At 66.3% G+C, this 24,400-nt stretch carries 24 protein-coding genes and 1 pseudogene; 22 read left to right on the forward strand and 3 right to left on the reverse strand.

Annotated elements, in window-relative coordinates; all coding sequences use genetic code 11:
- Window positions 1-133 precede the first annotated feature (133 nt).
- Together RM532_RS15055 and RM532_RS15060 are read left to right on the forward strand one after the other, a co-directional pair.
- Entirely contained in the window at window positions 134-2,494 is a 2,361-nt protein-coding gene (locus tag RM532_RS15055) for an esterase-like activity of phytase family protein (protein ID WP_311654164.1), read from the forward strand.
- Window positions 2,495-2,591: 97 nt separating this feature from the next.
- Window positions 2,592-3,218: a glycosyltransferase gene (locus tag RM532_RS15060; protein WP_311654165.1), complete on the forward strand. Its 627-nt coding sequence runs from the start codon at window positions 2,592-2,594 to the stop codon at window positions 3,216-3,218.
- A gap of 307 nt (window positions 3,219-3,525) precedes the next feature.
- On the opposite strand, the gene RM532_RS15065 is transcribed toward RM532_RS15060, so the two are convergent.
- Window positions 3,526-5,514, reverse strand: a complete 1,989-nt coding sequence (locus RM532_RS15065; RefSeq protein ID WP_311654166.1) for a hypothetical protein — start codon at window positions 5,512-5,514, stop codon at window positions 3,526-3,528.
- A gap of 79 nt (window positions 5,515-5,593) precedes the next feature.
- Entirely contained in the window at window positions 5,594-6,028 is a 435-nt protein-coding gene (locus tag RM532_RS15070; protein WP_311654167.1) for a DUF2231 domain-containing protein, read from the reverse strand.
- 248 nt (window positions 6,029-6,276) lie between these two features.
- On the opposite strand from RM532_RS15070, the gene RM532_RS15075 reads away from it, so the two are divergent.
- The 20 genes from RM532_RS15075 (at window position 6,277) to RM532_RS15170 (ending at window position 24,083) form a co-directional block, all read left to right on the forward strand.
- Entirely contained in the window at window positions 6,277-7,398 is a 1,122-nt protein-coding gene (locus RM532_RS15075) for a sensor histidine kinase (RefSeq protein ID WP_311654168.1), read from the forward strand.
- Window positions 7,334-8,011 (forward strand): response regulator transcription factor, encoded by a 678-nt coding sequence (locus RM532_RS15080; RefSeq protein WP_311654169.1) that lies wholly within the window; start codon window positions 7,334-7,336, stop codon window positions 8,009-8,011. The genes RM532_RS15075 and RM532_RS15080 overlap by 65 nt, the downstream gene beginning before the upstream one ends.
- Before the next feature lie 353 nt (window positions 8,012-8,364).
- Window positions 8,365-9,432: an NADH-quinone oxidoreductase subunit B family protein gene (locus tag RM532_RS15085; RefSeq protein WP_311654170.1), complete on the forward strand. Its 1,068-nt coding sequence runs from the start codon at window positions 8,365-8,367 to the stop codon at window positions 9,430-9,432.
- A gap of 49 nt (window positions 9,433-9,481) precedes the next feature.
- On the forward strand, window positions 9,482-11,323 hold the full coding sequence (locus RM532_RS15090) for a nickel-dependent hydrogenase large subunit (protein WP_311654171.1): 1,842 nt from the start codon (window positions 9,482-9,484) through the stop codon (window positions 11,321-11,323).
- Window positions 11,320-11,877, forward strand: coding sequence for a hypothetical protein (locus RM532_RS15095; protein ID WP_311654172.1), 558 nt, complete (start codon window positions 11,320-11,322; stop codon window positions 11,875-11,877). Before RM532_RS15090 ends, RM532_RS15095 begins: the two co-directional genes overlap by 4 nt.
- A 14-nt stretch (window positions 11,878-11,891) precedes the next feature.
- Window positions 11,892-12,518: a DUF5947 family protein gene (locus tag RM532_RS15100; RefSeq protein WP_311654173.1), complete on the forward strand. Its 627-nt coding sequence runs from the start codon at window positions 11,892-11,894 to the stop codon at window positions 12,516-12,518.
- Complete coding sequence (locus tag RM532_RS15105; protein WP_311654174.1) at window positions 12,518-13,165, forward strand: DUF6084 family protein; 648 nt, start codon at window positions 12,518-12,520, stop codon at window positions 13,163-13,165. The genes RM532_RS15100 and RM532_RS15105 overlap by 1 nt, the downstream gene beginning before the upstream one ends.
- Complete coding sequence (locus RM532_RS15110; protein WP_311654175.1) at window positions 13,162-14,589, forward strand: hypothetical protein; 1,428 nt, start codon at window positions 13,162-13,164, stop codon at window positions 14,587-14,589. Before RM532_RS15105 ends, RM532_RS15110 begins: the two co-directional genes overlap by 4 nt.
- Window positions 14,586-15,143, forward strand: a complete 558-nt coding sequence (locus RM532_RS15115) for a hydrogenase maturation protease (protein WP_311654176.1) — start codon at window positions 14,586-14,588, stop codon at window positions 15,141-15,143. The genes RM532_RS15110 and RM532_RS15115 overlap by 4 nt, the downstream gene beginning before the upstream one ends.
- The gene (locus RM532_RS15120) at window positions 15,140-15,268 is read left to right on the forward strand and encodes a DUF6893 family small protein (RefSeq protein ID WP_311654177.1); all 129 of its coding nucleotides are present in this window, start codon (window positions 15,140-15,142) and stop codon (window positions 15,266-15,268) included. Before RM532_RS15115 ends, RM532_RS15120 begins: the two co-directional genes overlap by 4 nt.
- A gap of 44 nt (window positions 15,269-15,312) precedes the next feature.
- Window positions 15,313-15,963 (forward strand): OmpW/AlkL family protein, encoded by a 651-nt coding sequence (locus tag RM532_RS15125; protein WP_311654178.1) that lies wholly within the window; start codon window positions 15,313-15,315, stop codon window positions 15,961-15,963.
- 49 nt (window positions 15,964-16,012) lie between these two features.
- Complete coding sequence (gene hypF, locus RM532_RS15130; RefSeq protein WP_311654179.1) at window positions 16,013-18,400, forward strand: carbamoyltransferase HypF; 2,388 nt, start codon at window positions 16,013-16,015, stop codon at window positions 18,398-18,400.
- Window positions 18,391-18,669 carry a HypC/HybG/HupF family hydrogenase formation chaperone gene (locus RM532_RS15135; RefSeq protein WP_311654180.1) on the forward strand — a complete coding sequence of 93 codons (279 nt, stop codon included), beginning with the start codon at window positions 18,391-18,393 and terminating at the stop codon, window positions 18,667-18,669. The genes hypF and RM532_RS15135 overlap by 10 nt, the downstream gene beginning before the upstream one ends.
- Window positions 18,670-18,672: 3 nt before the next feature.
- Complete coding sequence (locus RM532_RS15140; RefSeq protein ID WP_311654181.1) at window positions 18,673-19,350, forward strand: D-sedoheptulose-7-phosphate isomerase; 678 nt, start codon at window positions 18,673-18,675, stop codon at window positions 19,348-19,350.
- Window positions 19,347-20,519, forward strand: a complete 1,173-nt coding sequence (hypD, locus tag RM532_RS15145) for a hydrogenase formation protein HypD (protein ID WP_311654182.1) — start codon at window positions 19,347-19,349, stop codon at window positions 20,517-20,519. Before RM532_RS15140 ends, hypD begins: the two co-directional genes overlap by 4 nt.
- Window positions 20,516-21,595, forward strand: coding sequence for a hydrogenase expression/formation protein HypE (hypE, locus tag RM532_RS15150; RefSeq protein WP_311654183.1), 1,080 nt, complete (start codon window positions 20,516-20,518; stop codon window positions 21,593-21,595). The genes hypD and hypE overlap by 4 nt, the downstream gene beginning before the upstream one ends.
- Window positions 21,595-22,140 (forward strand): hypothetical protein, encoded by a 546-nt coding sequence (locus RM532_RS15155; RefSeq protein WP_311654184.1) that lies wholly within the window; start codon window positions 21,595-21,597, stop codon window positions 22,138-22,140. The genes hypE and RM532_RS15155 overlap by 1 nt, the downstream gene beginning before the upstream one ends.
- Window positions 22,133-22,474, forward strand: coding sequence for a hydrogenase maturation nickel metallochaperone HypA/HybF (locus RM532_RS15160; RefSeq protein WP_311654185.1), 342 nt, complete (start codon window positions 22,133-22,135; stop codon window positions 22,472-22,474). The genes RM532_RS15155 and RM532_RS15160 overlap by 8 nt, the downstream gene beginning before the upstream one ends.
- The gene (hypB, locus tag RM532_RS15165; RefSeq protein WP_311654186.1) at window positions 22,474-23,379 is read left to right on the forward strand and encodes a hydrogenase nickel incorporation protein HypB; all 906 of its coding nucleotides are present in this window, start codon (window positions 22,474-22,476) and stop codon (window positions 23,377-23,379) included. Before RM532_RS15160 ends, hypB begins: the two co-directional genes overlap by 1 nt.
- The gene (locus tag RM532_RS15170; protein WP_311654187.1) at window positions 23,376-24,083 is read left to right on the forward strand and encodes a HoxN/HupN/NixA family nickel/cobalt transporter; all 708 of its coding nucleotides are present in this window, start codon (window positions 23,376-23,378) and stop codon (window positions 24,081-24,083) included. The genes hypB and RM532_RS15170 overlap by 4 nt, the downstream gene beginning before the upstream one ends.
- A 75-nt stretch (window positions 24,084-24,158) precedes the next feature.
- Here RM532_RS15170 and RM532_RS15175 read toward each other — a convergent pair.
- A pseudogene (locus RM532_RS15175) lies at window positions 24,159-24,400 on the reverse strand (lipase); the annotation flags it as partial.

Genomic DNA, 24,400 nt, shown 5'->3' on the forward strand with positions numbered 1-24,400 from the left:
AACATACACCCCGGCTGGCAGGCCGTGCTGCGCGCCAAACTGTCCGGCGTTGCAATAAATCTGCCGCATTGCCTCGCTAGGATGGCTGGCAAGCGGGCGCCGTTGGGGCGCCTCGTGTTTTTGGGGGTAGCGCATGAAAACCTGTTACCTGTGTCGGCTGCGCCGGCCGCGCAATGTGTTCACGCTGCTTAGCCGGGTCATGGTCGCCCTGTGGTTGGCGGCGATGCTGGTCGGCTGCGGGGGCAGCAGCAACGACAGCGCTGGCAATGGCGGCGGCGAGGCCGTCAACGGAAGCTTCCAGCGCGTGGCCAACTTCCCGGTGTTTCGCAACACCAGTATCGCCACCGAGACGGTGGCCGAAATTGTCTCGGCCACTGCCGATGGCATGACCCTGGTCTATACCGACGGCGAAGGCGAGAACATCGGCTTCGTCGATATCAGCGACCCGCAGAACCCGACCGCCCTGGGCACCGTCCCGGTCGGCGGCGAGCCCACCTCGGTCGCGGTACTGGGAAATTCCTACGCCCTGGCCGCGGTCGACACCTCACCGGATTTCGACAACCCCAGCGGTGTGCTGATAGTCATCGACGTGGCCAGCCAGGCCGCGGTGCGCGAAATCGTCCTCGGCGGTCAGCCCGACGCCGTGGCCATTAGCCCCGATGGTCAGTACGCGGCCATCGCCATCGAAAATGAACGCGACGAGGACGAGAATGGCGGCCAGATCCCACAGCTTCCCGCGGGTTATCTGGTGGTGGTGGATCTAAGCGATAGCGACCCGGCCAACTGGACCGCCAGCAACCTGCCGTTAACGGGGTTGCCGGGCCTGCGCTTCAACAGCGACCCCGAGCCGGAGTACGTCGACATCAACGCCGACAACCTCGCCGTGGTCACCCTGCAAGAAAACAACGGCCTGGCCCTGGTGGATCTGGCGACCGGCATGGTGACCGGCAGTTTCAGCGCCGGCGCGGCCGGCCTGCTGCAAATCGACAGCAACGAGAACGATCTGATCGAACTCGACAGCAGCCTAAGCGACGTGCCGCGCGAGCCCGACGGCGTGGCCTGGTTGGGCAGCGGCTTATTCGCCACCGCCGACGAGGGCGATCTGGACGGCGGCAGCCGCAGCTTTACCATCTTCGATACCGATGTCAGCGTGGTGTTTACCTCCGGCAACCTGCTGGAACACACAGTCACGCGGCTCGGCCACTACCCGGAGGACCGCTCCGGAAACAAGGGCAACGAGCCGGAAAACGTAACTACCGGCGTTTACGGCGGTACCGCTTACCTGTTCGTGGGTTCGGAACGTTCCAGCGTGGTCTTCGTCTACCGCTACGACGGCGCGGGCGATCCTGAGTTCGTGCAAACCCTGCCGTCCGGGGTCGGACCGGAGGGGCTGCTGACCATCGAATCCCGCAATTTGTTTATAACCGCCAGCGAGGAAGACTCGCGCGAGGATGGCTTCCGCTCGATTCTGAGCATTTACCAGTTCGCTGACGGCGATCCGACGTATCCAACGGTCGTCTCAGCCGATCGCGGCGACGGCACGCCCATCCCCTGGGGCGCGCTGTCGGGCTTGGCCCTGCTCGGCGGCGATGCGTCGACCGCCTTCGGCGTCCACGACAGCTATTACGCCAACAGCCGCATTTACGGCATGGACCTGAGCCCCGCGCCAGCCACCATTAACAGCGAAATCGTGCTCAACGATAGCAACGACCTGCTGGCGGCGGTGGACGCGGATTTCGACGCCGACCTGGTCAACGCGGACGGCACCGTCAACCTGGATCTGGAAGGCATTACCACCCGCGCCGACGGCGGCTTCTGGGTGGTCTCGGAAGGCTCGGGCTCGGTGGATGACGCGACGCGGCCCATTGAGTCGCCCAACCTGTTGGTGCAAGTGGATGCCGATGGCAACATCAGCGACGTGGTACGCCTGCCCGCGACCACCGAGGCCCGCCAGCGGCGCCACGGCTTTGAGGGCGTGGCGGTTACCGGCGCCGGGGAAAACGAGACCGTGTACGTCGCGTTCCAGCGCGAGTGGGTGGACGACCCCGACAACCGCGTGCGTATCGGCCGCTACGACGTCGCCGGCGAAAGCTGGAGCTTCTACTACTACCCGATCGAAACGCCGGCCTCGGCCAACGGCGGCTGGGTGGCACTGGCGGATATGGCGGCCTTGTCCGCCACCGAGTTCGCGGTCATCGAACGCGACAATCAGGCGGGCCCGGACGCCGAGATCAAGCGCCTGTACCGCTTCTCGGTCGGGGGCCTGACGCCGGCTGCCGATCCGGCCACGGGCACGCCCGCCTTTCCGCTGGTCGGCAAGACCTTCGTGCGGGACCTGATCCCCGACTTGCAGGACACCGGCGGGCTGGTGCTGGAAAAACTCGAAGGCCTGGCCGTGGACGCCCAGGGCAACGCCTATGTCGTCAACGACAACGACGGCGTAGACGACTCCAACGGCGAGACCCAGCTCCTGCGGCTACCCAGCCAGTTTTAGCGCTCGCGCGGATAGCGTTCAGCAACGCCCTAGCGCCAACACCGTAATCCGTTTGTAGCGTTGCTGTCATCGCGGCGTTACAAACGGGCCTGATGGTATGCAAGGGCTTGAACCGGTCGAGACGATGCAAAAAATTGCTCTGGTCACCGACGCTTGGGCGCCGCAAATCAACGGCGTGGTCACTACCTTGAGTTCCGTGGTTGGGGAACTGGAGGCCGCCGGCCATGACGTGGGGGTGATCCACCCGGGCCTGTTCCTGACCGTGCCAATGCCGAGCTATCCGGAAATCAGACTGGCGGCCGCGCCCTACCTCGGTACGGCGCGCCGGCTGCTAGCCTGGCGCCCGGACGCCGTGCATATCGCCACCGAAGGCCCTTGCGGGCTCGCGGCCAGGGCTTTTTGCCTGCGCCACGGCTGGTGTTTTACGACCTCGTTTCATACCAAGTTTCCCGAGTATATCCACGCACGCCTGGGGGTGCTCCCGGTGCGCACCGGTTACGGCGTGTTGCGCCGCTTCCACCAGCCGGCTGCGCATACCCTGGTCAGCACACCGGCCTTTTCCGAATTCCTTTCGGAGCACGGGTTCAGTGACCTGCGGCTGTGGCCCCGTGGGGTGGATACCAAGCGCTTCAAGCCCTGGGCCGGCAACTTGTTTTCGCAGTTACCCAGGCCGTTATTCGCCTATCTGGGGCGGGTGGCGGTGGAAAAAAACATCGGAGTATAGGAACAACAAACGCCCTTTCCCGAGTAGCTGATCATAGTTCGTGTCAGGCTTTGGGGCAATGTGGGGGCGTTGTCTCTCCCAGTGCTGAGCCAATCTGCGCGCGGCAGGCGCGCGATACGGTCAGAATCAACCCCTGAGCGCCTCAGAAGGCCGCATCCTCAACGCCGGCACGAACTCAACCTTGCCGTCGTGTGAGTCAACGGCGCCGAAGCGTCAATGCAGAATCGGAACAAGCTGTGGGACGGGTGGCGCGCGCGCCACCGGTTGATGGTTCGCCAGTGGCAGGGCGCCCTGTCGATCCAGATGGTCAAGTATCTTCTTGATCACCGCGGGATCCTCGATCGCGGCGATGATCCGGACGCCGCCGCCGCACGCTTGGCAGGTTTGTAGCGGCGGTGTCGCCGTGCTCGCGTTCCTCGTAATGGTAGACGTACAAGCGCGAGGCAAACTGCTCGAAGGGTAGCGAGGATTCGCCCTCGCATTCGCCGCAATCATTGGTCGAAGTCCGCACCCCCAGGCCCCAGTTCTGGCCCTTGTCGCGGTTGGGGTTGAGGAAATACACCCGCCATGCGCCGCTTGGGTCCAGACCCACGCGCTGGATGGCGATCGCGTGCCAGCCCACGAAGCTGGCTTCGTGGTTGGTGACCGCGATGCCGCAGGGCTGTACGTAGACCAGGCTCCGGCCACCGTTGTAGACCGGATGATACGCTGCGTAAAAGCCGCGGATGAAGTCGTCGCAGCCGCGCACCGCGCCCTTGCCGTCCATCAGTTCGGCGAAACCGCGGTAGACCCACCAGCCGTGGAACTCCGGGTTGACCCAGCGGTGGCCGTCGCCGGGGCGGTGGATGGTACGCCGGCTCATCTCCATGTACAGGCGGTCCAGGTGCGGGGTGAGGACCAACGACACCGCATCCAGCTCCGTGTGCAGCTGGGTGGCCAGCCCGAACGCCAGCGCCCCGGAATTCAGGGCCTCGCCCTCGAAGTGCATGACCAGCTCATCGTCGCGGGCAGCGTGGGCGACAGCTTCGAGCAAAAAGCCGATGTCGTTTTGCGCCCACATGCTGATGGCCCGCCCCGCCTGGCAGGTGGGATTGTGGCCCTGGTCCACCCCGCGCGGCTGGCCCAGTACCGAAATCACCCCCGCCAGCAGCAGCACGTTGGGGGACGGCGGCCGCGCGTAGCCGCTGGCCGAGGTCAGCAGCGCCCCGACCCTGGGGTGGACGGGCAACAGCATCAAGCGACTGAAAACCGGCGGCACCGGTGGGAAGAACAGGATACCGCCGGCCAGCATCCGGGACAGTCCGTAGATGCAGCGCGCCGTCTGCGGGGTGACGGCGAAGCGGATGATGTCGGCGATCAGCTCCGGAAACTCCAGCAGGCTGACCTGGCCCACCCGGTCCAGGCCCAGCGCCTCCGCCAACAGCTCGGGCGCCTGATCCACCAGATGGCGCAACAAGCTCGCGTGCTGGGGCGCCACCAGGCCGGTGCGGCGCATGGAGGCGCCGAACTGGCGCGCCTCCTGCGCCAACGCCTCGCCATCCAGTCCCGCCAGCAGGGCCGCGTAATCGTCCGGCGCAACACCGCCGGCGCGCTCGCTGGGCCCATACAGGGCCGCGATGAAATAACGGGCCTGGGCCACCGTCTGGTCATCCTCGCCCACCTCGTCCAGCGCGCGGCGCGCCGCGCGCAACAGGGACTCGACCCGCTGGGTCATGATCGGACGTTGCAACAGCACGCGCTCGACCTCGAACAGCAGCGCGCCGAGAATGCCGCCCGCGCCGAGGACGTCGATGATGAATTCGAACAGCCTCCGCACCCGGCCGGCCACCACCCCGCCCTGTTCGCGTGCGGCCTCGGTGGCGGCCGGTACGAGCATGTCCAGATTGTTGGCCAGTACCTGTTCGAGATAGGCACGCGCCGCGCCGGCGTCCAGGCGCGGGTCGGTCAGGGCGCCGGTGGCGATCGCCAGCAGCCGCAGCTCGCTGAGCATCTCCGCGGTCGCATTGGGGCCGCCTCCCTGGAGGGTGCCGCGCACCAGGGCTGTTTGCAGCTTGTCCGGATCTGCCCAGTCCCCACCGGCGAACAACCCCGCTGCCGCAAAGCGCGGGGCGGCGGCGTAGAGCTGCGCGACCCCGGCGCCACTTTGCAAGAGCTTCTGGGCCTGGGCCAGCACGCGATTCTGGTGGATGACCTTGCCAAAGCTACGCGCCGCTTCCAGATTGACCAACGCCTGTTCAAAGGCGGCAACCAGGCGCGGGTCTGGCGCCTGGGACGGTTCTTGCTGCCTGTCCTGCATTCCGATGCGAGTGCCCGTCGCTGGGTTCCTTGGGCGGGCACCATAGCATGTTCGCTGGCGCCGCCTGCCCGGTTCCGGGTCAGCGCCCGTAGCTCCCATAAGTGATTCGGGTGCCGAAGAACGCCGCCTGCAACAGCAAAGCGCAGGCCAGCAGATCCACCGCCAGACAGGCCGCGATGAACGACGCGCCCGGGCTGGCGAAGCTGGCCACCGCCAGCTTCAAGGTCATCACGCACCACACCACGGTGGTACGCACGCCGTGGCGGGCGGCCAGACGCACGTCATTGCTGCCGGATTCCGACAGGTGGACGTACTCCAGCAGCCCGCTTATCAGCGCGGCAAGGCCAATGACCACAGCCACCGCATTTACGCCCAGGGCCAGGCCCCACCAGGGCTGGATACCGTAAACCAGCGCGGCCAGGTCTAAAATCGGCAGCGCGAGCCAGAACGCCAGGGGAAAATGCACCAGCATGGGGTGCAGAGGCAGGCCCAGAAAATGCCGCGGCCAGTGCATGGGCGCCCTCGAAGAATCACGGGTAAGCATTCTAACCGATTGCCCGGGTCACGCGGACGCGCTTACCTACCCGCCGCGGGGAAAAAGGGCTGAGGGCGGCTTGGCGCGAGGCCGGCGTCCGTGTTATACAAGGGTGCGAACGTAAGCCACGTGAGCAGCCGGGGCGCGCCATGGTCGCTGCAAAAAAAATACGGGCCGGAAAGTGGACTCGTTATGTGCCCGGCTTGGGCGCGGGCGACGGCCAGCTTTTGAACGAACGCCCGGCCGTCGCGCCCGGCACCGCGGATTTCGCGGATCTATTCGAGCACGCGCCCACCGGCTATATGCAACTGGACGGCGCCGGCGCCATCGTGCGAATCAATCAGTCGGGGGCGGCCATGCTCGGCTGGCCGGCGCAGTGGCTGGCGGGCAAGCCGTTTTCGCGCTGGGTTACCCAAGATGACAAGCCGTTGTTCGAAGATCACCGCCACCGGTTGCGGGCCAGCGGGCTCGGCGAGGCGCAGGAACTGCGGATCAAAAACCGTCAGGGCCGGCAACTGCGGTTGCGTCTGCAAAGCCTGCGCGAAGCCGGCCCGCAAGGCGAGCACGGTGCTTGCCGCTCGATCCTGCTCGACATCTCCCGGGACGCGCAGGCCGCGCAGGACGCGCGGCAACTCCAGGCCGAGCTTAGTCTTGCGGCGCGCAGGCACGCAGCCGGGGAGCTGGCAGCCAGTCTGGCCCATGAACTGAATCAGCCCCTGGGCACGGTGATGCTCAATTGCGAGACGGCGCTGGCGCTGCTCAACACGGGCTCGATGCGGGACTGCGAGTTCGCGGCGGCGCTTGCGCAGGCCACCGAAGCGGCTTCTTATGCCAGCGAGATCGTCCGCCACCTGCGGGGTTTTCTGCGCAAGGGTGACGAGCAACGCCGGGTCTGCGCCGTGGCCGACCTGATCACCGAGGTGGCCACCCTGATTGAAACCGACGCCAGAGACCACGATGTGGAACTACGCATCGATCTGGCCGACAGCCTGCCCCGCGTAGGCGTAGTCGCGGTCCAGATCGAACAGGTGCTGGTCAACCTCGTGCATAACGCCGTCGAGGCGATCGGGGCAGACTGCTGTCCGCGCCGGGTGACCATTCGCGCAGACACCGGGCCAGCCAATGATGTCCGCATCGCGGTGGAAGACACCGGACCGGGAGTGGACAGGACTGTGGCAAACCGCATGTTCGAGCCGTTTTTCACCAGCAAGAACGGCCTGGGTATGGGTCTGGCCATCAGCCGCGGCATTGTCGAAGCCCACGGCGGCCGGCTGTGGGCTTGCAATGACCCCGGCGGCGGCGCACGCCTGCAGTTCACTCTCCCGCCGGACGGTGACAATGCCTATTGACCCGATCGTCCGCGCGGTCGACGATGACCGCCGCTTTCTGGAGGCTCTGGCACGCAATCTGCGGGTATCGGGGCTGGCGGTGGTCACCTATCCATCGGCGCGCGCATTCCTCGACGACTTCGACCCCGGGCAGCCCGGCTGCCTGCTCACGGACCTGCGCATGCCGGACATGGATGGTCTGAAACTGCAGCGGACGATGCGCGAACGGCGGATGTATCTTCCCATCCTCTTCGTCACCGGCCACGGCGACGTGGCCGCCGCCGTGGACGCGCTAAAAGCCGGCGCGTTCGATTTTCTGGAAAAGCCGATTCGCGAGAAGCGGCTCCTGGACAGCGTCGCGCAAGCGCTCGAACAGGACGCCCGCAACCGCGAACTCTACCGGGAAAAGGCCGTCGTGACCGAACGCTATGCCTGTCTGTCACCGCGCGAGCGACAGGTGTTGCAGCTCGTGGTTTCCGACCTGTCGAACAAGGAAGTCGCGCGCCAGCTTCGGATCAGCCCCCGCACCGTTGAGCACCATCGCGACCGGGTCATGCTCAAAATGCAGGCGCATTCATTGACCGAGTTGATCACCATGGCGGTGCTGTGCGGCGCGCACGAACTGCATTTGTGAGGGCTCGGGACTCGGAAGAAGAAGAAAAAGAAGAAAAAGAGGGAACCGCAGATTGCGCAGATGTACACAGATTTTAACAGGCAGGTTCAGTCGGCGTTATCCCGTTCGCCAGCCAGGTAATCTGCGTCAATCTGTGTAATCTGCGGTTTTGTTCTTTTTCTTTGCGCGGCCCACACGCGCCGGTAGCGCCACACAGCCCGGTATCGGGAAAACCCTTGGGTGGTACTACCTAGGGTGCCGACCGCCTAGGCGGCCCGCGCCCCCTCCTGTACAAAACAGGCTGGACAACCAGGCAGCAGGGTCTGGACGTGCATTGGGCACACGGACCCGCGGCCACCGGTCAGGAGGCAACCATGGCGGAATCAAACGGCGCTCCCTTCGGGCGGGAAATTCTGCGCAAACCGGACCTGGAAGAGGTCCACATCATCTGGATCAACGACGGCATGAGCTGCGACGGCGATTCCATCTCCGTCACCGCCGCGACGTTGCCCAGCGTCGAGGACGTGGTGCTCGGCGCCATCCCCGGCTTGCCGAAGGTGCATCTGCACAACCCGGATCTGGCCTACGAGAACGGCGACGAGCTGATGCACTACTGGCACCAGGCCGAACGCGACGAGATCCCCTTCGTGCTGGTGATGGAAGGCTCCATCCCCAACGAAAACCTGAGCGGCGACGGCTACTGGGCCTATATGGGCAACGACCCGTCCACCGGCGAGCCGATCACCATCCCCGAATGGCTGGACCGCCTGGCGCCCAAGGCGCTGGGGGTGGTGGCCTGCGGTACCTGCGCCTGCTTCGGCGGCATCCACGCCATGCAGGGCAACGTCACCGGCTGCATGGGGGTGAACGACTACCTCGGCTGGGACTGGAAGTCCAAGGCCGGCCTGCCGGTGGTCAACGTGCCGGGCTGCCCGGTGCAGCCGGATAACTTCATGGAGACGGTGCTGTATCTATTGCGCCAGCTCGCGGGGCTGGCGCCGATGATCCCGGTCGACGATCTCGGTCGTCCGACCTGGCTGTTCGGCAAGACGGTCCACGATGGTTGCGACCGTGGCGGCTATTACGAAGAGGCCAACTTCGCCAGCGAATACGGCCAGCCGGAATGCCTGGTCAAGCTCGGCTGCTGGGGCCCGGTGGTGCAATGCAATGTGCCCAAGCGTGGCTGGATGGACGGCATCGGCGGCTGCCCCAACGTGGGCGGCATCTGCATCGGCTGCACCATGCCCGGTTACCCCGACAAGTTCATGCCGCACATGGACGCGCCGCCGGGAAGTGTGGTGTCCTCGCGGCTGGTCAAGCCCTACGGCAACCTCATCAAGTGGTTGCGCGGCTTCACCGTGGAGACGCTGAACAAGGAGCCAGGCTGGCGCCACAACCGCAATGAACTGACCACCAACCCGCCCCCGGAAGTGCGGCGCTGATCGCGACCGCTCCGGCCCCGAAGAATCGTACCGCAGGAGGACGCAGGCCATGGCCACCACCGAACGCGACGTCACCGAGCAAACCCGCGAGAAATCCGACCGCGGCAACCTCATCGACATGAACTGGGATCCGATCAGCCGCATCGTCGGTTCCCTGGGCATCTACACCAAGATCGATTTCGACAACCGCGAGGTGGCCAAGTGCTGGTCCACCTCGTCGATCTTCCGCGGCTATTCCGTGTTCATGAAGAACAAGGACCCGCGCGACGCCCACTTCATCACCAGCCGCATCTGCGGCATCTGCGGCGACAACCACGCCGTGTGTTCCATCTACGCCCAGAACATGGCCTACGGGGTCAAGCCGCCGCCCATCGCGGAATGGATCATCAACCTCGGCGAGGCGGCCGAGTACATGTTCGATCACAACATTTTCAACGACAACCTGGCCGGGGTAGATTTTTGCGCGCAGATGGTCAAGGAAACCAATCCAGGCGTGTGGGAGCAGGCCCAGAAAACCGAGGCGCCCAACGCCGACAAGCATGGTTACAAGACCATCGCCGACATCATGACCGCGCTCAACCCCTTCGAGGGTGAGTTCTACCGCGAAACGCTGGACGTGTCGCGTTATACCCGCGAGATGATCATCCTGATGGAAGGCCGCCACGTGCATCCCTCCACACTGTATCCGGGCGGGGTGGGCACCGTGCCCACGGTGCAGTTGTTCACCGATTACCTGGTGCGGTTGCAGAAGTACGTCGAGTTCATGAAGCGCTGCGTGCCGCTGCACGATGATCTGTTCGACTTCTTCTACGAGGCCATGCCCGGCTACGAAGAGGTCGGCCGTCGGCGCGTCCTGCTGGGCTGCTGGGGCGCGTTCAACGACCCGGATTACTGCGACTACAACTACAAGAACATGGAGGAATGGGGCAACCACATGTTCGTGACCCCCGGCGTGGTCGTCGACGACGAACTGGTGACCACCAACCTGGTGGATATCAACGTCAACATGCGCATCCTGCTGGGCAGCTCCTATTACGAGGATTGGCAGAACCGCGACAAGTTCATCTCCAAGGACCCGCTGGGCAACGACATCGACATCAACCACCCCTGGAACCAGACCACCATCCCGCGCCCGCAGAAGCGCAACTTCGACGACAAGTACTCCTGGGTGATGTCGCCGCGCTGGCTCGACCAGCGCACAGGCGACCATCTGGCGCTGGACACCGGCGGCGGCGCGCTGGCGCGGCTGTGGGCCACCGCGTTGGCGGGCAAGGTGGACATCGGCTACCTCAAGGCCACCGGCAACAGCGTAAGGATGTATTTGCCGGAGACCGCGTTGAAACCGGACATGGAGCTGGAGTGGAAGGTGCCGAAATGGTCCAACGCCATCGAGCGCGACCGCGCCCGCACCTATTTCCAGGCCTATGCCGCCTGCTGCGCCCTGCACTTCATGGACAAGGCGCTGGCCGAGTTGCAGGCCGGTAACACCAAGACATGGAACGATTTCAAGGTCCCGGACGAGGGCTTCGGCTGCGGCTTCCACGAGGCGGTGCGCGGGGTGCTCTCCCACCACCTGGTGATCAGGGACGGCAAGATCGCCAACTACCATCCCTACCCGCCGACACCGTGGAACGCAAACCCGCGCGACGTCTACGGCACCCCGGGCCCCTACGAGGACGCGGTGCAGAACACCCCCATCTTCGAGGAAAACGGTCCCGACAAGTTCAAGGGCATCGACATCATGCGCGCGGTGCGCAGCTTCGACCCCTGCCTGCCCTGCGGCGTGCACATGTACCTGGGTAACGGCAAGGTGCTCAAGACCACCCACGCGCCGAGCAACGGCGGCTTTGGCGCCCCGCAGCCGGATGAGGGTGAGGACGACAGCTCGTGAGTCGCGGCGGCGAGGACTTCGACGGCCAGGTCGCGCGCCTGCAGGGGCTGCTCGCCGCGCTCGATGGTGTGGGCGAGCCGGCGGCCGCCGATGCGGCGCGCGAATTGGTACAGGTCGTGATCGAGATGCACGGCATGGCGCTGTCGGAATTGATGTCGCTGATCGGCGAGGCCGGCGCCCAACCCGCCGACACCCTGCCGCCCAAGCTGGCCGCCAATCCCAGGGTCCGCGGTCTGCTGCTGCTCCACGACCTTCATCCGGACGACCTAGCCACCCGCGCCGGCCAGGCGCTGGATCGCCTGCGCCCCCACCTGGCCGTCCAGGGCGTACGCGCCGAGTTGGCGGGGGTGGCGAACGGGGCTGTGCGGGTGACCCTCACCGCCAGCGGCCAGAAATCCAACCGGCCGTCGGCAGAGGTGCTGCGCCGGGAAATCGAGGAAACCCTGCTCGACATGGCGCCGGACGCCACCGACCTGGTGATCGACGGTCTGGAAACCGCCAGCGGCGCTCAGGAGGTCTATGTGCCGATCTCCGCCATCGCCCGGGCGGGCTGATGCCTAGGTGAACCGTGGAAGCTTTCCCGCAGCCCTCCAAGGCCAACTGGGTCGCGCAACTGCGAACCTTCCTGGGCACGGATAAGCCCGTCGCCGAGCGCTGCGAGCTTTGCGAAGCGGACATCGCGCCCGCGCATTCGCACTTGATCGAACCCGCCAGCCACCGGCTCCTGTGCGCCTGCCCGCCCTGCGCGCTGCTGTTCGACAGCCCCGATGCGGTGCGCTACAAGCGGGTGCCGCGGCGCGCCTCGCGTCTGGCCGATTTCGACCTGTCCGGCGCCCAGTGGGATGCGTTTCTGATCCCCATCAACCTGGCGTTTTTCTTCCACTCCGGCAACCAAAATCGCGTGCTGGCCATGTATCCCGGCCCCGCCGGCCCCACCGAATCGGCCCTGGACCTGGACGCCTGGGACGACCTCGCCGCCGCCAACCCGGTGCTGGCCGAACTGGAACCCGACGTGGAGGCGTTGCTGGTCAACCGGGTGCAAGACGCGCGCGAGTACTACCGCGTGCCCATCGACCGCTGCTACGAACTGGTGGGCCAGATCCGCAGCAATTGGCACGGCCTGTCGGGCGGTGCGGCGGTGGGCGAGGCCATCCAGACGTTTTTCGCCGCCTTGCGCGAGGAGACCAGTCACTGATGCCCGAACTCGCATTCAACATCCTCGACGCGGAACCGGCCAGGCACGCCGCCAGCCCGACCTTGTATTTCAAACTGGCGATCGCGCAGGGCGATGACCCGGTGCCCATCCATAGCATCAGCCTGCAATGCCAGATCCGCATCGACGCCAAAAAGCGCATCTACAAGGAAACGGAGCAACCGCGTCTGACCGATCTTTTCGGCGCGCCGGAGCGCTGGGGCCAGACCCTGCACAGCATGCTCTGGACCCACAGCCACATCGGCGTGCCGGCGTTCGAACGCGAGTGCCAGGTGGACCTGCCCGTGCCCTGCAGCTTCGACTTCAACCTCGGCGCGACCAAGTACTTCCACGCCCTGGAGTACGGCAAGGCGCCGCTGTTGTTCCTTTTCTCCGGCTCGGTGTTTTACCGAGATGCCAGCGGCGCGCTGGCCATGGACATGATTTCCTGGCAGGCCGAGGCCAGCTTCCGCCTGCCGATCGAAACCTGGCAGGACATGATGGAGGCCTACTACCCCAACCGCAGTTGGTTGTGCCTCAACCGCCAGGTCTTCGAGGCGCTGTACGAGTACAAGCGCCGGCACGGCTACACCGGCTTTGACGAGGCCCTGACCAGCCTGTTGCCGAACGCGAACCGGGAAGCCTCGTGAACCTGGCCAAGGTGCAGCCGGTGGTCGACGCGGTGCTCTACGAGGGCTATATCCTCTATCCCTACCGCGCGACCTCCACCAAAAATCGCCAGCGCTGGACCTTCGGCGGCGTCTACCCGCGCGCCTGGTTCGACGCGAGCGGCGGCGCCGATCCCTGGCAGATGCAAACCCAGTGCCTGATCGAGGGCGGCGCGCACGCCCGCCTGGAGATCCGGCTGCGCTTTTTGCAGCCGGTGCAACGGCAAGTGGGCGAGCTGCGGCAAGCCCTGGACGCCTGGCCGCCGGCGGGCAAACCCGCCTACCGGCCGGTGGACTCGCTCACGGTGGGCGGTGAGCGTTTCCAGTCCTGGCAGGAGGCGGTGGAGCGCGACGTGTCGGTGGCCGACTGCCGGCTGGCAGACCTGCTGGCGACCCCGACGCGCCTGGACTTCGGTTTCGAGGCCGAGCGCGAGGTCGAGCCCCTGGCCGCAGGCGACGGACCAATCCAGGCTGTGCTGGAGCGAAGCAAGGCCGGGCTGGCGGGCCGGGTCAGTGTGGCAGCGGAAACCGTTGGCGAATCCGCCCACCGCGTCACCGTGCGCATCGAGAACAACAGCCGCATCGACGGCGATGCTCTCGGCAACCGCGAGGACGCAAGCCCGTATTCCTTCGCCTCCACCCACACCATCCTGGCGGTGGAAGGCGGCGCATTCGTCTCACTGATGGATCCGCCGGGGGCGCTGGCCGCCGCGGCGCGGGCCTGCGACAACCAGGGCGCCTATCCGGTGCTGGTGGGCGAGCCCGGCGCGCGCGACATACTGCTGGCCTCGCCCATCATCCTCTATGACTACCCGCAGGTGGCCCCCGAGAGCCCCGGCGATTTGTTCGACGCCACCGAGATCGACGAAATCCTGAGCCTGAACATCCTGGCCATGACCGACCAGGAAAAGGCCGAGATGGCGGCCACCGACCCCCGCGCCGCGGCGTTGCTGGCGCGCACCGAAGGCCTCGGCAAGAGCGATTTCATGCGCATGCACGGGGTGTTGCGAAAGGACGGGACTGGTGACCCGGAACCCGGGGCTGGAGATGCGGGCCCGGGCCGCGGGGCTGGGGACTCCGGACTCGGCGCGCAGGCCAATCCGCTGGAACCGGAAGTGCGCGGGCCGCAACTGGCCTATTACAGCAACGGCGCGACCGCACTGAAGGTCGGCGATCGGGTGCGGCTACGCCCGAAACCGGGCGGCGATGTCATGGATCTGGTGCTCAAGGACAAGATCGCGGTCATCGAAGCCATCGAACGCGACTTCGAGGACCAGGTGCACGTGGCCGTCGTGGTTGAAGACGACCCGGGGCGTCACCTGGGCATGGAACGCATGCCCGGCCATCGATTTTTCTTCTCCCCCGACGAAATCGAACCCGCCGAGCTCGAGGGGTTGCGCGCATGAAGGCCCTGGTCGCCGGCATCGGCAACATCTTCATGGGCGACGACGGCTTCGGCTGCGAAGTGGCCCAACGGCTGGGCCGCTGCGAACTGCCAGATAGCGTGGATGTGGTGGATTTCGGCATCCGCGGCATGGATCTGGGCTATGCGCTGACCGACGGTTATGACCTCGCCGTGCTGGCCGACACCATGCAGCGCGGCAACGCCCCGGGGACGGTCTACACCATCGAACCCGACTTCGATAACCGGCGAGAAGACGGCCCGGCGGCCGGCCTGGTGTCGCCGCACGCCATGGACCCGAAGCGGGTATTGGATTTGATCGCGACCATCGGCGCGCGGCGCCCGCGGGTGGTGCTGGTCGGCTGCGAACCCGATGACCTCGGCGGCGAAGCCGGGCACATGGGCCTGAGCGCAGCGGTGGCAGCCGCGGTTGACGAGGCGGTCGCCGAAATCCAGGCGCTGCTGGACGAATGGCGGTCGCCGCAGGAACCGGGGGCATATCGCCCCTACGATACGTCACAACACGGGAGCCATGCGGCTCCAGGAGGATTGACATGAGTGGCTGGACCATTTTTTCCATCATCATGCTGGCACTGATCGGGATCGGCGTACTCGCGGTTGGCTACCTGTTCGTAGTCAGCCTGCCGGATCTCAAGCGCTACCTGCGCATCCGGTCGATGTGACTGGCAGTGGGCGCCCAGTGAGGCAACCAAGCAGGAGGATAATCATGGACAAACGACTGTATCCCCGTAAATCGACAATCCTGGCGGGGCTGCTCTGCGCTTGCTGGGCCGGTACGGCACTGGCGCAAGCGGAGAACGTGCGCGCGACAGATGCCACCAGCAATTGCCCGTGGCAGGTCCGCACCACCGCGATCTACCTGGCCTTCGACGCCGAATCCGACGCCCTGGATCTGGACGTCGACGACCAATATGACTTGGCCGTGGAGGTGAGCTATTTCCTAACCCCGACTCTGGCGATAAACGTGCTGGCGACCACCACCAATGTCGAAGTGGAGTCCGGCACTACCGGGGGATCCTTGGGCTCGGTGGATGTATTGCCGCCGATATTTTCGCTGCAGTGGTACTTATGGAATAGCGGCAACACCAGGGTTTATGCAGGCGCGGGCGTCGAGTACTTTGTGTTCTCCGACGAAAGCGGGCTGCTGGACGCGCTGGATGTCGAGGTCGATGATTCCCTCGGCTATGTCGCCGAAATCGGGGTCGATCATTATCTCACCCAACACGTATTCCTCAACGGCACCATCAAGTATTCCACGGTGGAGGCAGACGTGGAGGTCGGCGCGAACCCGGCCCTCGACGACGAGCTGGAACTGGATACAATCATCCTCGGAACCGGCATTGGCTACAATTTCTGAGCCCTTGCCCGCCGCTGACGCCGCCGCCGCGGGAGGATCCCGCGGCGGGGTGGCGATCCGCGCGCGGGGTTTGGTGCAAGGCGTTGGCTTTCGGCCCACCGTCTGGCGCCTGGCCCGCGAATGCGGACTCGCGGGCGAGGTACGCAATGATGCCCAGGGGGTGCTGATCCACGCCTGGGGCGGCCGGGCAGCCCGCGCCCGGTTCCTGGAGCGACTGCGCACCGAGACCCCACCGTTGGCCCGAATCGACGCGCTGGAATGCATGCCGCTGGTCGGCGAGACAACGGCGGCGGATTTCACCATCGCCGCCAGCGCCGGCGGCGAGGTGCATACCGGGGTGGCCGCGGATGCCGCCACCTGCGCGGCCTGCCTGGACGAAGTCCACGACCCGCGCGACCGCCGCCACGGCTACGCGTTTACCAACTGCACCCATTGCGGCCCACGCTTGTCGATCGTCACCGCCATCCCCTACGACCGCGCCAACACGAGCATGGCCGGGTTTGACCTCTGCGCGGATTGCCGCGCCGAATATGAAGACCCGGCCGACCGGCGCTTCCATGCCCAGCCCAATGCTTGCTCCGACTGCGGCCCCCGGCTGTGGCTCGAAGACAGCGAGGGCTGCGAAGCCGCGGCCGGGGACGATGCGGTTCGCGCCGCCGCGGCGCTGCTGCGCAGCGGCGCCATCGTCGCGATCAAGGGCATCGGCGGCATCCACCTGGCCGTGGACGCCAGCAACGACGCCGCGGTGGCGCGGCTGCGCCGGCGCAAGCATCGCCATGCCAAGCCCTTCGCCCTGATGGCGCGCGATGTCGCCATGATCCGCCGCTATTGCGCTTTGGCCGACGTCGAGCGGCAAGCATTGCAAAGCCCTGCCGCACCCATCCTGTTGCTACCGGCCAACGGCCGCGAACGCCTGGCCGAGGCGGTCGCCCCCAAGCAGCGCTGTTACGGGTTCATGCTCGCCTACAGCCCCTTGCATCACCTGCTCATGGGCCAACTCGACGATCCCATCGTGCTCACCAGCGGCAACCGCTCGGAGCAGCCCCAGTGCATCGGTAACGACGAGGCCCGCGCGCGCCTGGCCGATATCGCCGACGCTTTCCTGCTGCACGACCGCGAGGTGGTCAACCGCGTGGATGATTCGGTGTTGCGCGTCATCGCCGGGCACCCGGCGCCGATCCGCCGCGCCCGCGGCTATGCGCCGGCGCCCTTGGCCTTGCCGGCTGGGTTCGCGCAGGCGCCAGAGGTACTGGCCTGCGGCGGTGAGCTTAAAAATACCTTTTGCCTGCTCAAGGATGGCGCCGCGATCCTCTCGCAACACCTCGGCGACCTGGAAAATGCCGCCGCCAACCACGCCTACCGCGATACGCTGGCGCTGTATCTCAGGTTGTTTGGCCACCGACCGCAGGCGCTGGCTGTCGACGGCCACCCCGAATACCTTCCCAGCAAAATCGGCCGCGAGTACAGCGAAGCGGGCGGCCTGCCTCTGTTCGAGGTCCAGCACCACCACGCCCACCTCGCCGCCTGCCTCGCGGACAACGGCGTGGCACTGGATGCGCCGCCAGCGCTCGGCATCACGCTGGACGGCAACGGCTATGGCGACGATGGCAGCCTCTGGGGCGGGGAATTCCTGCTCGCCGAATATCGCGGCTATCGGCGCCTGGCATCGCTGGCGCCCGTGGCCATGCCCGGCGCCGCCGCCGCCATCCGCCAGCCCTGGCGCATGGCCTATGCATGGTTGCGCCAGACCGGCGACTGGCCGGCGCTGGCCAGGGAATACGGCGGGTTGGCATTTTTCTCAGGGCTGGCGGACAAGCCGCTGGACACCCTGGGCGCGATGATCGACGCCGGCTTCAACAGCCCCGTGACCACCTCGGTCGGCCGGCTGTTCGACGCCGTGGCCGCCATTGCGGGCGTATGCCAGACGACGAACTACGAGGGCCAGGCCGCCATCGAACTGGAGGCTGCGATCGACGGTGATGCCCTGCGCGAAGTGCGCGGTTATCCCCTTACGATCACGACAATCGAAGGCTTGCCGCGGCTGGATCCCGGCCCGCTCTGGCCCGCCCTGCTGGCCGATGTCGCGGCCGGCGTTCGCACCGGGGTGATCGCCGCGCGCTTCCACACCGGCCTGGCCCACGCGCTGGCAGCCATGGTCACGCACTTGGCGGAACTGCATGGGCCAGCGATCACACGGCGCGTCGCGTTATCCGGCGGGGTGTTCCAGAACGCGGCGCTGACCGAGACGTTGATTGGTTTGCTTGAATGCAAGGGTTGGCGAGTGTTGCGCCATGAACGCGTGCCGGCCAACGACGGCGGCTTGAGCCTCGGGCAGGCGGCGGTCGCCGCCGCGCGGTCTTTGCCCCCTCCGCCGCGGGAACAGGGGAAAACAGAAGCCGAGCCACAAACAGCCAGGAGGATGAACCAGTGTGTGTAGGCATACCCGGCCAGATTGTGGACGTGGTGGACACCGCCACCGACACCGCCACGGTGGAGATCGGCGGCATCCGGCGCGCGGTGAACATCTCCTGCGTGGTCGGCGAAGGGCGCAGCCACGCGGATTGCGTCGGCGAATGGGTGCTCGTGCATGTGGGTTTCGCCATGAGCCGCATCGACGAGAACGAGGCGATCAAGACCCTGCAATTGCTCCAGGAACTCGGCGAGATGCAGGAGGAGATGGACGCCATGCAGGCCGCGGAGACTTGAACAATGGACGGTGACCAAGACCAGTTGCGCGCGCTCTATCCGTTTTTGCACGGCGGCGAACAAGACCCGAGCGCGGTCGACGACGCCCTGCTTGAATCCGTGCGTCAAAAGGCCGACCACAGCGTGGAGGTCAAGCAGCGGTTTTTCGCCGACAACGGCCCGGCGGTGGTGGCCGCCGCCCGCGCCATCGCCGCGGTGTATCAACGCAACGGTCGCATGTTTTCCATGGGCAACGGCGGTTCGAGCTGCGACGCCGCCCATTTCGCGGTGGAGTTTTTGCACCCCATCACCGCGGGCCGGCCCGCGCTGACCGCGGTCAACCTGGTCGCCGACGACGCCATGATGACCGCGGTGGGCAACGACGTGGGTTTTGACCATGTGTTCGTGCGCCAGGTCATCGCCTACGGCCGCGCCGGCGACGGGCTGGTGGGCTTTTCCACCAGCGGCAACTCGGCCAACCTGCTGCGCGCCTACGCCAAGGCTCGCGAAATGGGGCTGACCACCATCGGCTTCAGCGGCGGCGACGGCGGCGCAATGGCAGCCAGCGAGGACATAGACCACTGCCTGACGGTAGCCACCGACAGCATCCACCGCATCCAGGAAGTCCACGTCGCCACCTACCACATCCTATGGGATCTGGTGCACACCCTGCTCGCCGACCATCGCGGAGATCTGTCATGAAATTCGTTGACGAGTTTCGCGATCCGGCCAAGGCCAGGGCGCTGGTCAAGAACATCGAAACCCTGGTGGCGCAGATCCCCATCTGCAAGAAACGTCCTCTTCAGTTGATGGAGGTCTGCGGCGGCCATACCCACTCGATTTTCAAGTACGGCATCGAGCAGATGCTGCCCGATGCCATCGAATTGGTGCACGGGCCCGGCTGCCCGGTGTGCGTGCTGCCCATGGGCCGGGTGGATGACTGCGTGGCGCTGGCCGAGCACCCCAATGTGATCTTCACCACCTTCGGCGACGCCATGCGCGTGCCCGGCTCCAGGAAATCCCTGAACGAGGCCAAGGCCGAGGGCGCCGACGTGCGCATGGTCTATTCGCCCATGGACGCCTTGAAGCTCGCCCGCGACAACCCGGACCGCGAGGTGGTGTTCTTCGCCCTGGGCTTCGAGACCACCATGCCCTCCACCGCGTTCACCATCCTGCGCGCCCAGGCCGAAGACATCGACAACTTCTCGGTGTTCTGCAACCACATCACCATCATCCCCACCATCAAGGCCATCCTGGATTCGCCGGAGCTGACCCTGGACGGGTTTTTGGGGCCGGGCCACGTGAGCATGGTGATCGGCAGCGCGCCTTACGAGTTTATCTCCGGCCACTATAAAAAGCCCTTGGTGGTCTCCGGTTTCGAACCGCTGGACATCCTGCAATCGGTGTGGATGGTGCTGCGACAGCTCGCCGGGGGCCGCTGCGAGGTGGAGAATCAATACCAGCGCGTGGTGCCCGATGCCGGCAATAACCCGGCCCTGACGGCCGTCCACCGGGTGTTCGAGCTGCGGGAGTTCTTCGAATGGCGGGGCCTGGGCTCCATCGACCACTCCGGCGTCAGGCTGCGCGACGCCTACGCCCACTTCGATGCCGAGCGCAAATACTCGCTGCCCAACCTCAAGATCGCCGACCCCAAATCCTGCCAGTGCGGCGAGGTTTTGAAAGGCGCGATAAAACCCTGGCAGTGCAAGGTCTTCGGCACCGCCTGCACGCCCGAGACGCCGCTGGGCTCGTTGATGGTCTCCACCGAAGGCGCCTGCGCCGCGGTGTATAACTACGGCCGCATCGACTTGGCCGAGATACTTAAAAACCGCGAAGCGGCGGCCAGCCAGCGCAGCGAGCAACGCGCATGAGCGACCCGGCAGCCAAAAGCGAACAGCGCATCCGCGCGCGCAGCGGCAAGGTGCGCGGCGAGACCGTGACCCTGGCCCACGGCAGCGGCGGCAAGGCCATGCGCGATCTCATCGACGACGTCTTCGTCGGGAGCTTCGCCAATCCCGCCCTGGCGCCGCTGGAAGACCAGGCCCGTTTTCCCCTCTCCGAGCTGGCGCGCGCCGGCGAGACCCTGGCGTTCACCACCGATTCCTACGTGGTCGACCCGCTGTTCTTCCCCGGCGGCGACATCGGCGCCCTGGCGGTCAATGGCACGGTCAACGATCTGGCGGTGTCCGGTGCGCGGCCGTTGTACCTGTCCGCCGCTGTGATCCTGGAGGAGGGCTATCCCGTCAGCGATCTGCGCCGTGTGGCCGCGTCCATGCAAGCGGCCGCCGCGGCGGCCGGGGTGGCCATCGTCACCGGCGACACCAAGGTGGTCCACCGCGGGGCCGCCGATAAACTGTTCATCAACACCTCCGGGGTGGGCGTGGTCCCGGCCGGTGTGCATATCGCCGCCGAACGCGCGCAGCCGGGCGACAAAGTCCTGGTCAACGGTTTCGTCGGTGACCACGGCGTGGCCATACTGGCCGCCCGCGACGACCTCGCCCTGGACGTGCCGATCGAATCCGACAGCCAGCCCCTGCACGGTTTGATCGCGGCCCTGCTGCAAGCCTGCCCCGATGTCCACTGCCTGCGCGACGCCACCCGCGGCGGCATCGCCACGGTGTGCAACGAATTTGCCGAGGCCGCCGATGTCTGTGTGAACCTCGACGAACCGGCCATCCCCGTGCGCGAAGCGGTGCGGGGGGTCTCGGAAATTCTGGGGCTGGACCCGCTCTACTTCGCCAACGAGGGCAAGCTGGTGGCGGTGGTGCCGGCGGCCAAAGCGGATGCGGCGCTGGCGGCCATGCGCGCGCACCCGGCCGGCGCCGATGCCGCCGTCATCGGCGAGATTTCCGCCAAACCGGCGGCCACCGTGATCATGCACACCGCCTTCGGCGGCGAACGCATCGTCGACATGCTGGTGGGCGAGCAATTGCCGAGGATTTGCTGATGGCTGTGCACAGCCAAAGCCTGCAGATCGCCGAAGCCGGCGAGAGGCTGACACTGCGCTATGGAGAGGCTCTGGAATACCACCGCGGCGACTCCTGGTTCGGCGTGGCGGTGGGTTTTCGCATGCTGCAAGCCGCCGGCGCGGCGCTGTCGCGGCAACGGCTGTGGGACCGCAAACGGCTTTTCATCGTCAGCGGCCACCCCGGCGACGGGGTGCGCGACGCGGTGGAATACGTCACCGCCTGCGCCTCACGCGGGCGCTACCGCGTCGAGGGCGCGCCCGTCGGCGGCTGCAATCCGAGCATGCGTTTTTCATGGGAGGTCGGCGACGGTGCCGCCGTGGCCGCCCTGCGCTTGCGCGGGGATTTCGTCCCTGACGAGCTGTATGCGTTGCTCGAGCGCCGCGGCACCGCGCAAGAACGCGATGGCGACCACGAACGTTTCGCAGCGCTCAAGCGCCGGTTGGTGGACGCTATCTGGGACGAGCCGCTTGCTGGGTTGTTCCAGACCGATTTGCTGGACGCGGGGATGGTCGGCCATGCATGAGCTCGCCGTCACCAGCAACATCGTCAACGCCTGTAGCGAACGCGCCGGCCGCGCGCGGGTACTGCGGGTCACGGTCCACGTGGGTGCGTTGTCCTGCGTGGCCGCCGATGCGATGCGGTTTTGCTTCGACGTGGTGGCTGCTGGCACGCCGTTGGAGGGCGCCGCCCTGGACATTATCCGCATTCCCGCGCACAGCCGCTGCCGCGATTGCGGCGCGCAAGTGCAAATGAACGACATCCTGGGCCTGTGCGGCTGCGGCTCCAGCAACCTGGAGCCTCCCCGCGGGGGCGAGGAATTGACAGTGAAATCCATGGAAATAGAGGAGGCTGCCTGATGTGCACCACCTGCGGCTGCGGCGAAGGCGCCCGCGCCACCGTCACCGACCTGGCCACCGGCAAGGTCCACCCCCTTGGCGCGCCGGCGCACCACCACCACGGAGACGACCACGACCACGAACACGACCACGAACACGACCACCATCATCACGGGCACGGGCACGGGCACGGCCATCACCACCGCGACCATGATCATGGCCACGCCCACCATTACCAGGACCGCGACCACGGCCGCCGCAGCACCGTGGAACTGGAGCAGGACGTGCTGGCCAAGAACAACCTGCTGGCCGAGCGCAACCGCGGCTGGCTGGAAGGCCGCAACATCCTGGCGCTGAACCTGGTGAGCTCGCCGGGCGCGGGCAAGACCACCCTGCTCGAACGCACCATCCGCGATCTGGCCGGGGAGATCCCGATCAGCGTGGTCGAGGGCGATCAGGAAACCCTGTTCGACGCCGAGCGCATCCGCGCCACCGGCTGCAAAACCGTGCAGGTCAACACCGGCACCGGTTGCCACCTGGAGGCGGAGATGCTGGGCGGGGCGCTCAAGCGCCTGGACCCGCCCATGGATTCGCTGGTGCTGGTCGAAAACGTCGGCAACCTGGTCTGCCCCGCGTTGTTTGACCTCGGCGAGGCGGCCAAGGTCGCCATCCTCTCGGTGACCGAGGGCGCGGACAAGCCGCTGAAGTATCCGCATATGTTCCGCGCCTCCAGCCTCATGCTGCTCAACAAGATCGACCTGTTGCCCCACGTGGACTTCGACGTCGACGCCTGCATCAGCCACGCCCGGCGGGTCAATCCGGATATCGAGGTCCTGCAGCTATCCTCCACCGGCGGCCAGGGCCTGGAGGCGTGGTTCCACTGGCTGCGCGCGCGCTTGGCCGCCAACGGCGTTGCCGCGGCATGACCAGCATTCTGTTACTGGGCTTTTTCCTGGGAATGCGTCACGCCCTGGAGGCGGATCATGTCGCGGCGGTCGCCACCCTGGCGACCCGCAACCACGGTGGCTGGGGTGCGGTCTTCCAGGGGGCGGTCTGGGGCCTCGGACACACCATCACCCTGTTTCTGGCATTCTCGGTGGTCCTGTTTGTGGACACCGTGGTGCCCGAGCGTCTGGCCCAGGGTCTGGAGGCCGCAGTTGGCGCCATGCTCTTGGTGCTGGGCGCGGACCTCTTGCGCCGCATGGTGCGCGACCGCGTCCACTTTCATACCCACCGCCACAGTGACGGCCGGGTGCATTTCCACGCCCATTCCCACGCCGGCGACCCGGCGCCGCACGGTCTGGATCACGAACACGACCATCCCCGCCGCTTCCCCGCCCGCGCGCTGTGCGTGGGCATGATGCATGGGCTGGCCGGATCCGCCGCGCTCATCCTGCTCACGCTCGGCACGTTGGCCTCGCCGAGCGCGGGATTGGCCTACGTGGGGCTGTTCGGGCTGGGCTCCACCGCCGGCATGGCCCTACTGTCACTGGCGATCAGCGTCCCGTTACGCGGCGCCCGCCGCTTTACCTGGCTGCTCAATAGCGTGCACGCGGTGGTCGCCGTTGCGACGATAGCCATTGGCGGCCTCCTGGTTTACGAGAATCTTTGGCCGGGGCTACTTGCCTAGCCGCCTGTCGGGCGAGTATCGGGGGGTCCAGCCGCGACGCGCTCTCGGAGGTGGATTCGGCTCGCTTGAATCCAACTATTCGATCTCATCCCGCGCGTAGGGCATCAGCGGCGGCTCGTTGGGGGCCAGGTGCGGGTCTGGCAGGCCGCTGCGCAGGTCGGCGGCGATGATCTGGAGCAGGCCCGAGACCAGGGGCGGACGCAAGAGCTCGGAAAGATCGATGGGCAGCAGGCTGCACAGCGAGCTGCCGCCCGCGCGCTGGAAATCTGCGGGCCCGGGGTTGCTGATGGCATCCAGCGCCAGCGCGAAGGCCAGGG

Origin of the sequence: Spectribacter hydrogenoxidans, assembly GCF_031846275.1 — a bacterium.
In the GTDB taxonomy this organism is placed as follows: Bacteria; Pseudomonadota; Gammaproteobacteria; order Nevskiales; family Salinisphaeraceae; genus Spectribacter; species Spectribacter hydrogenoxidans.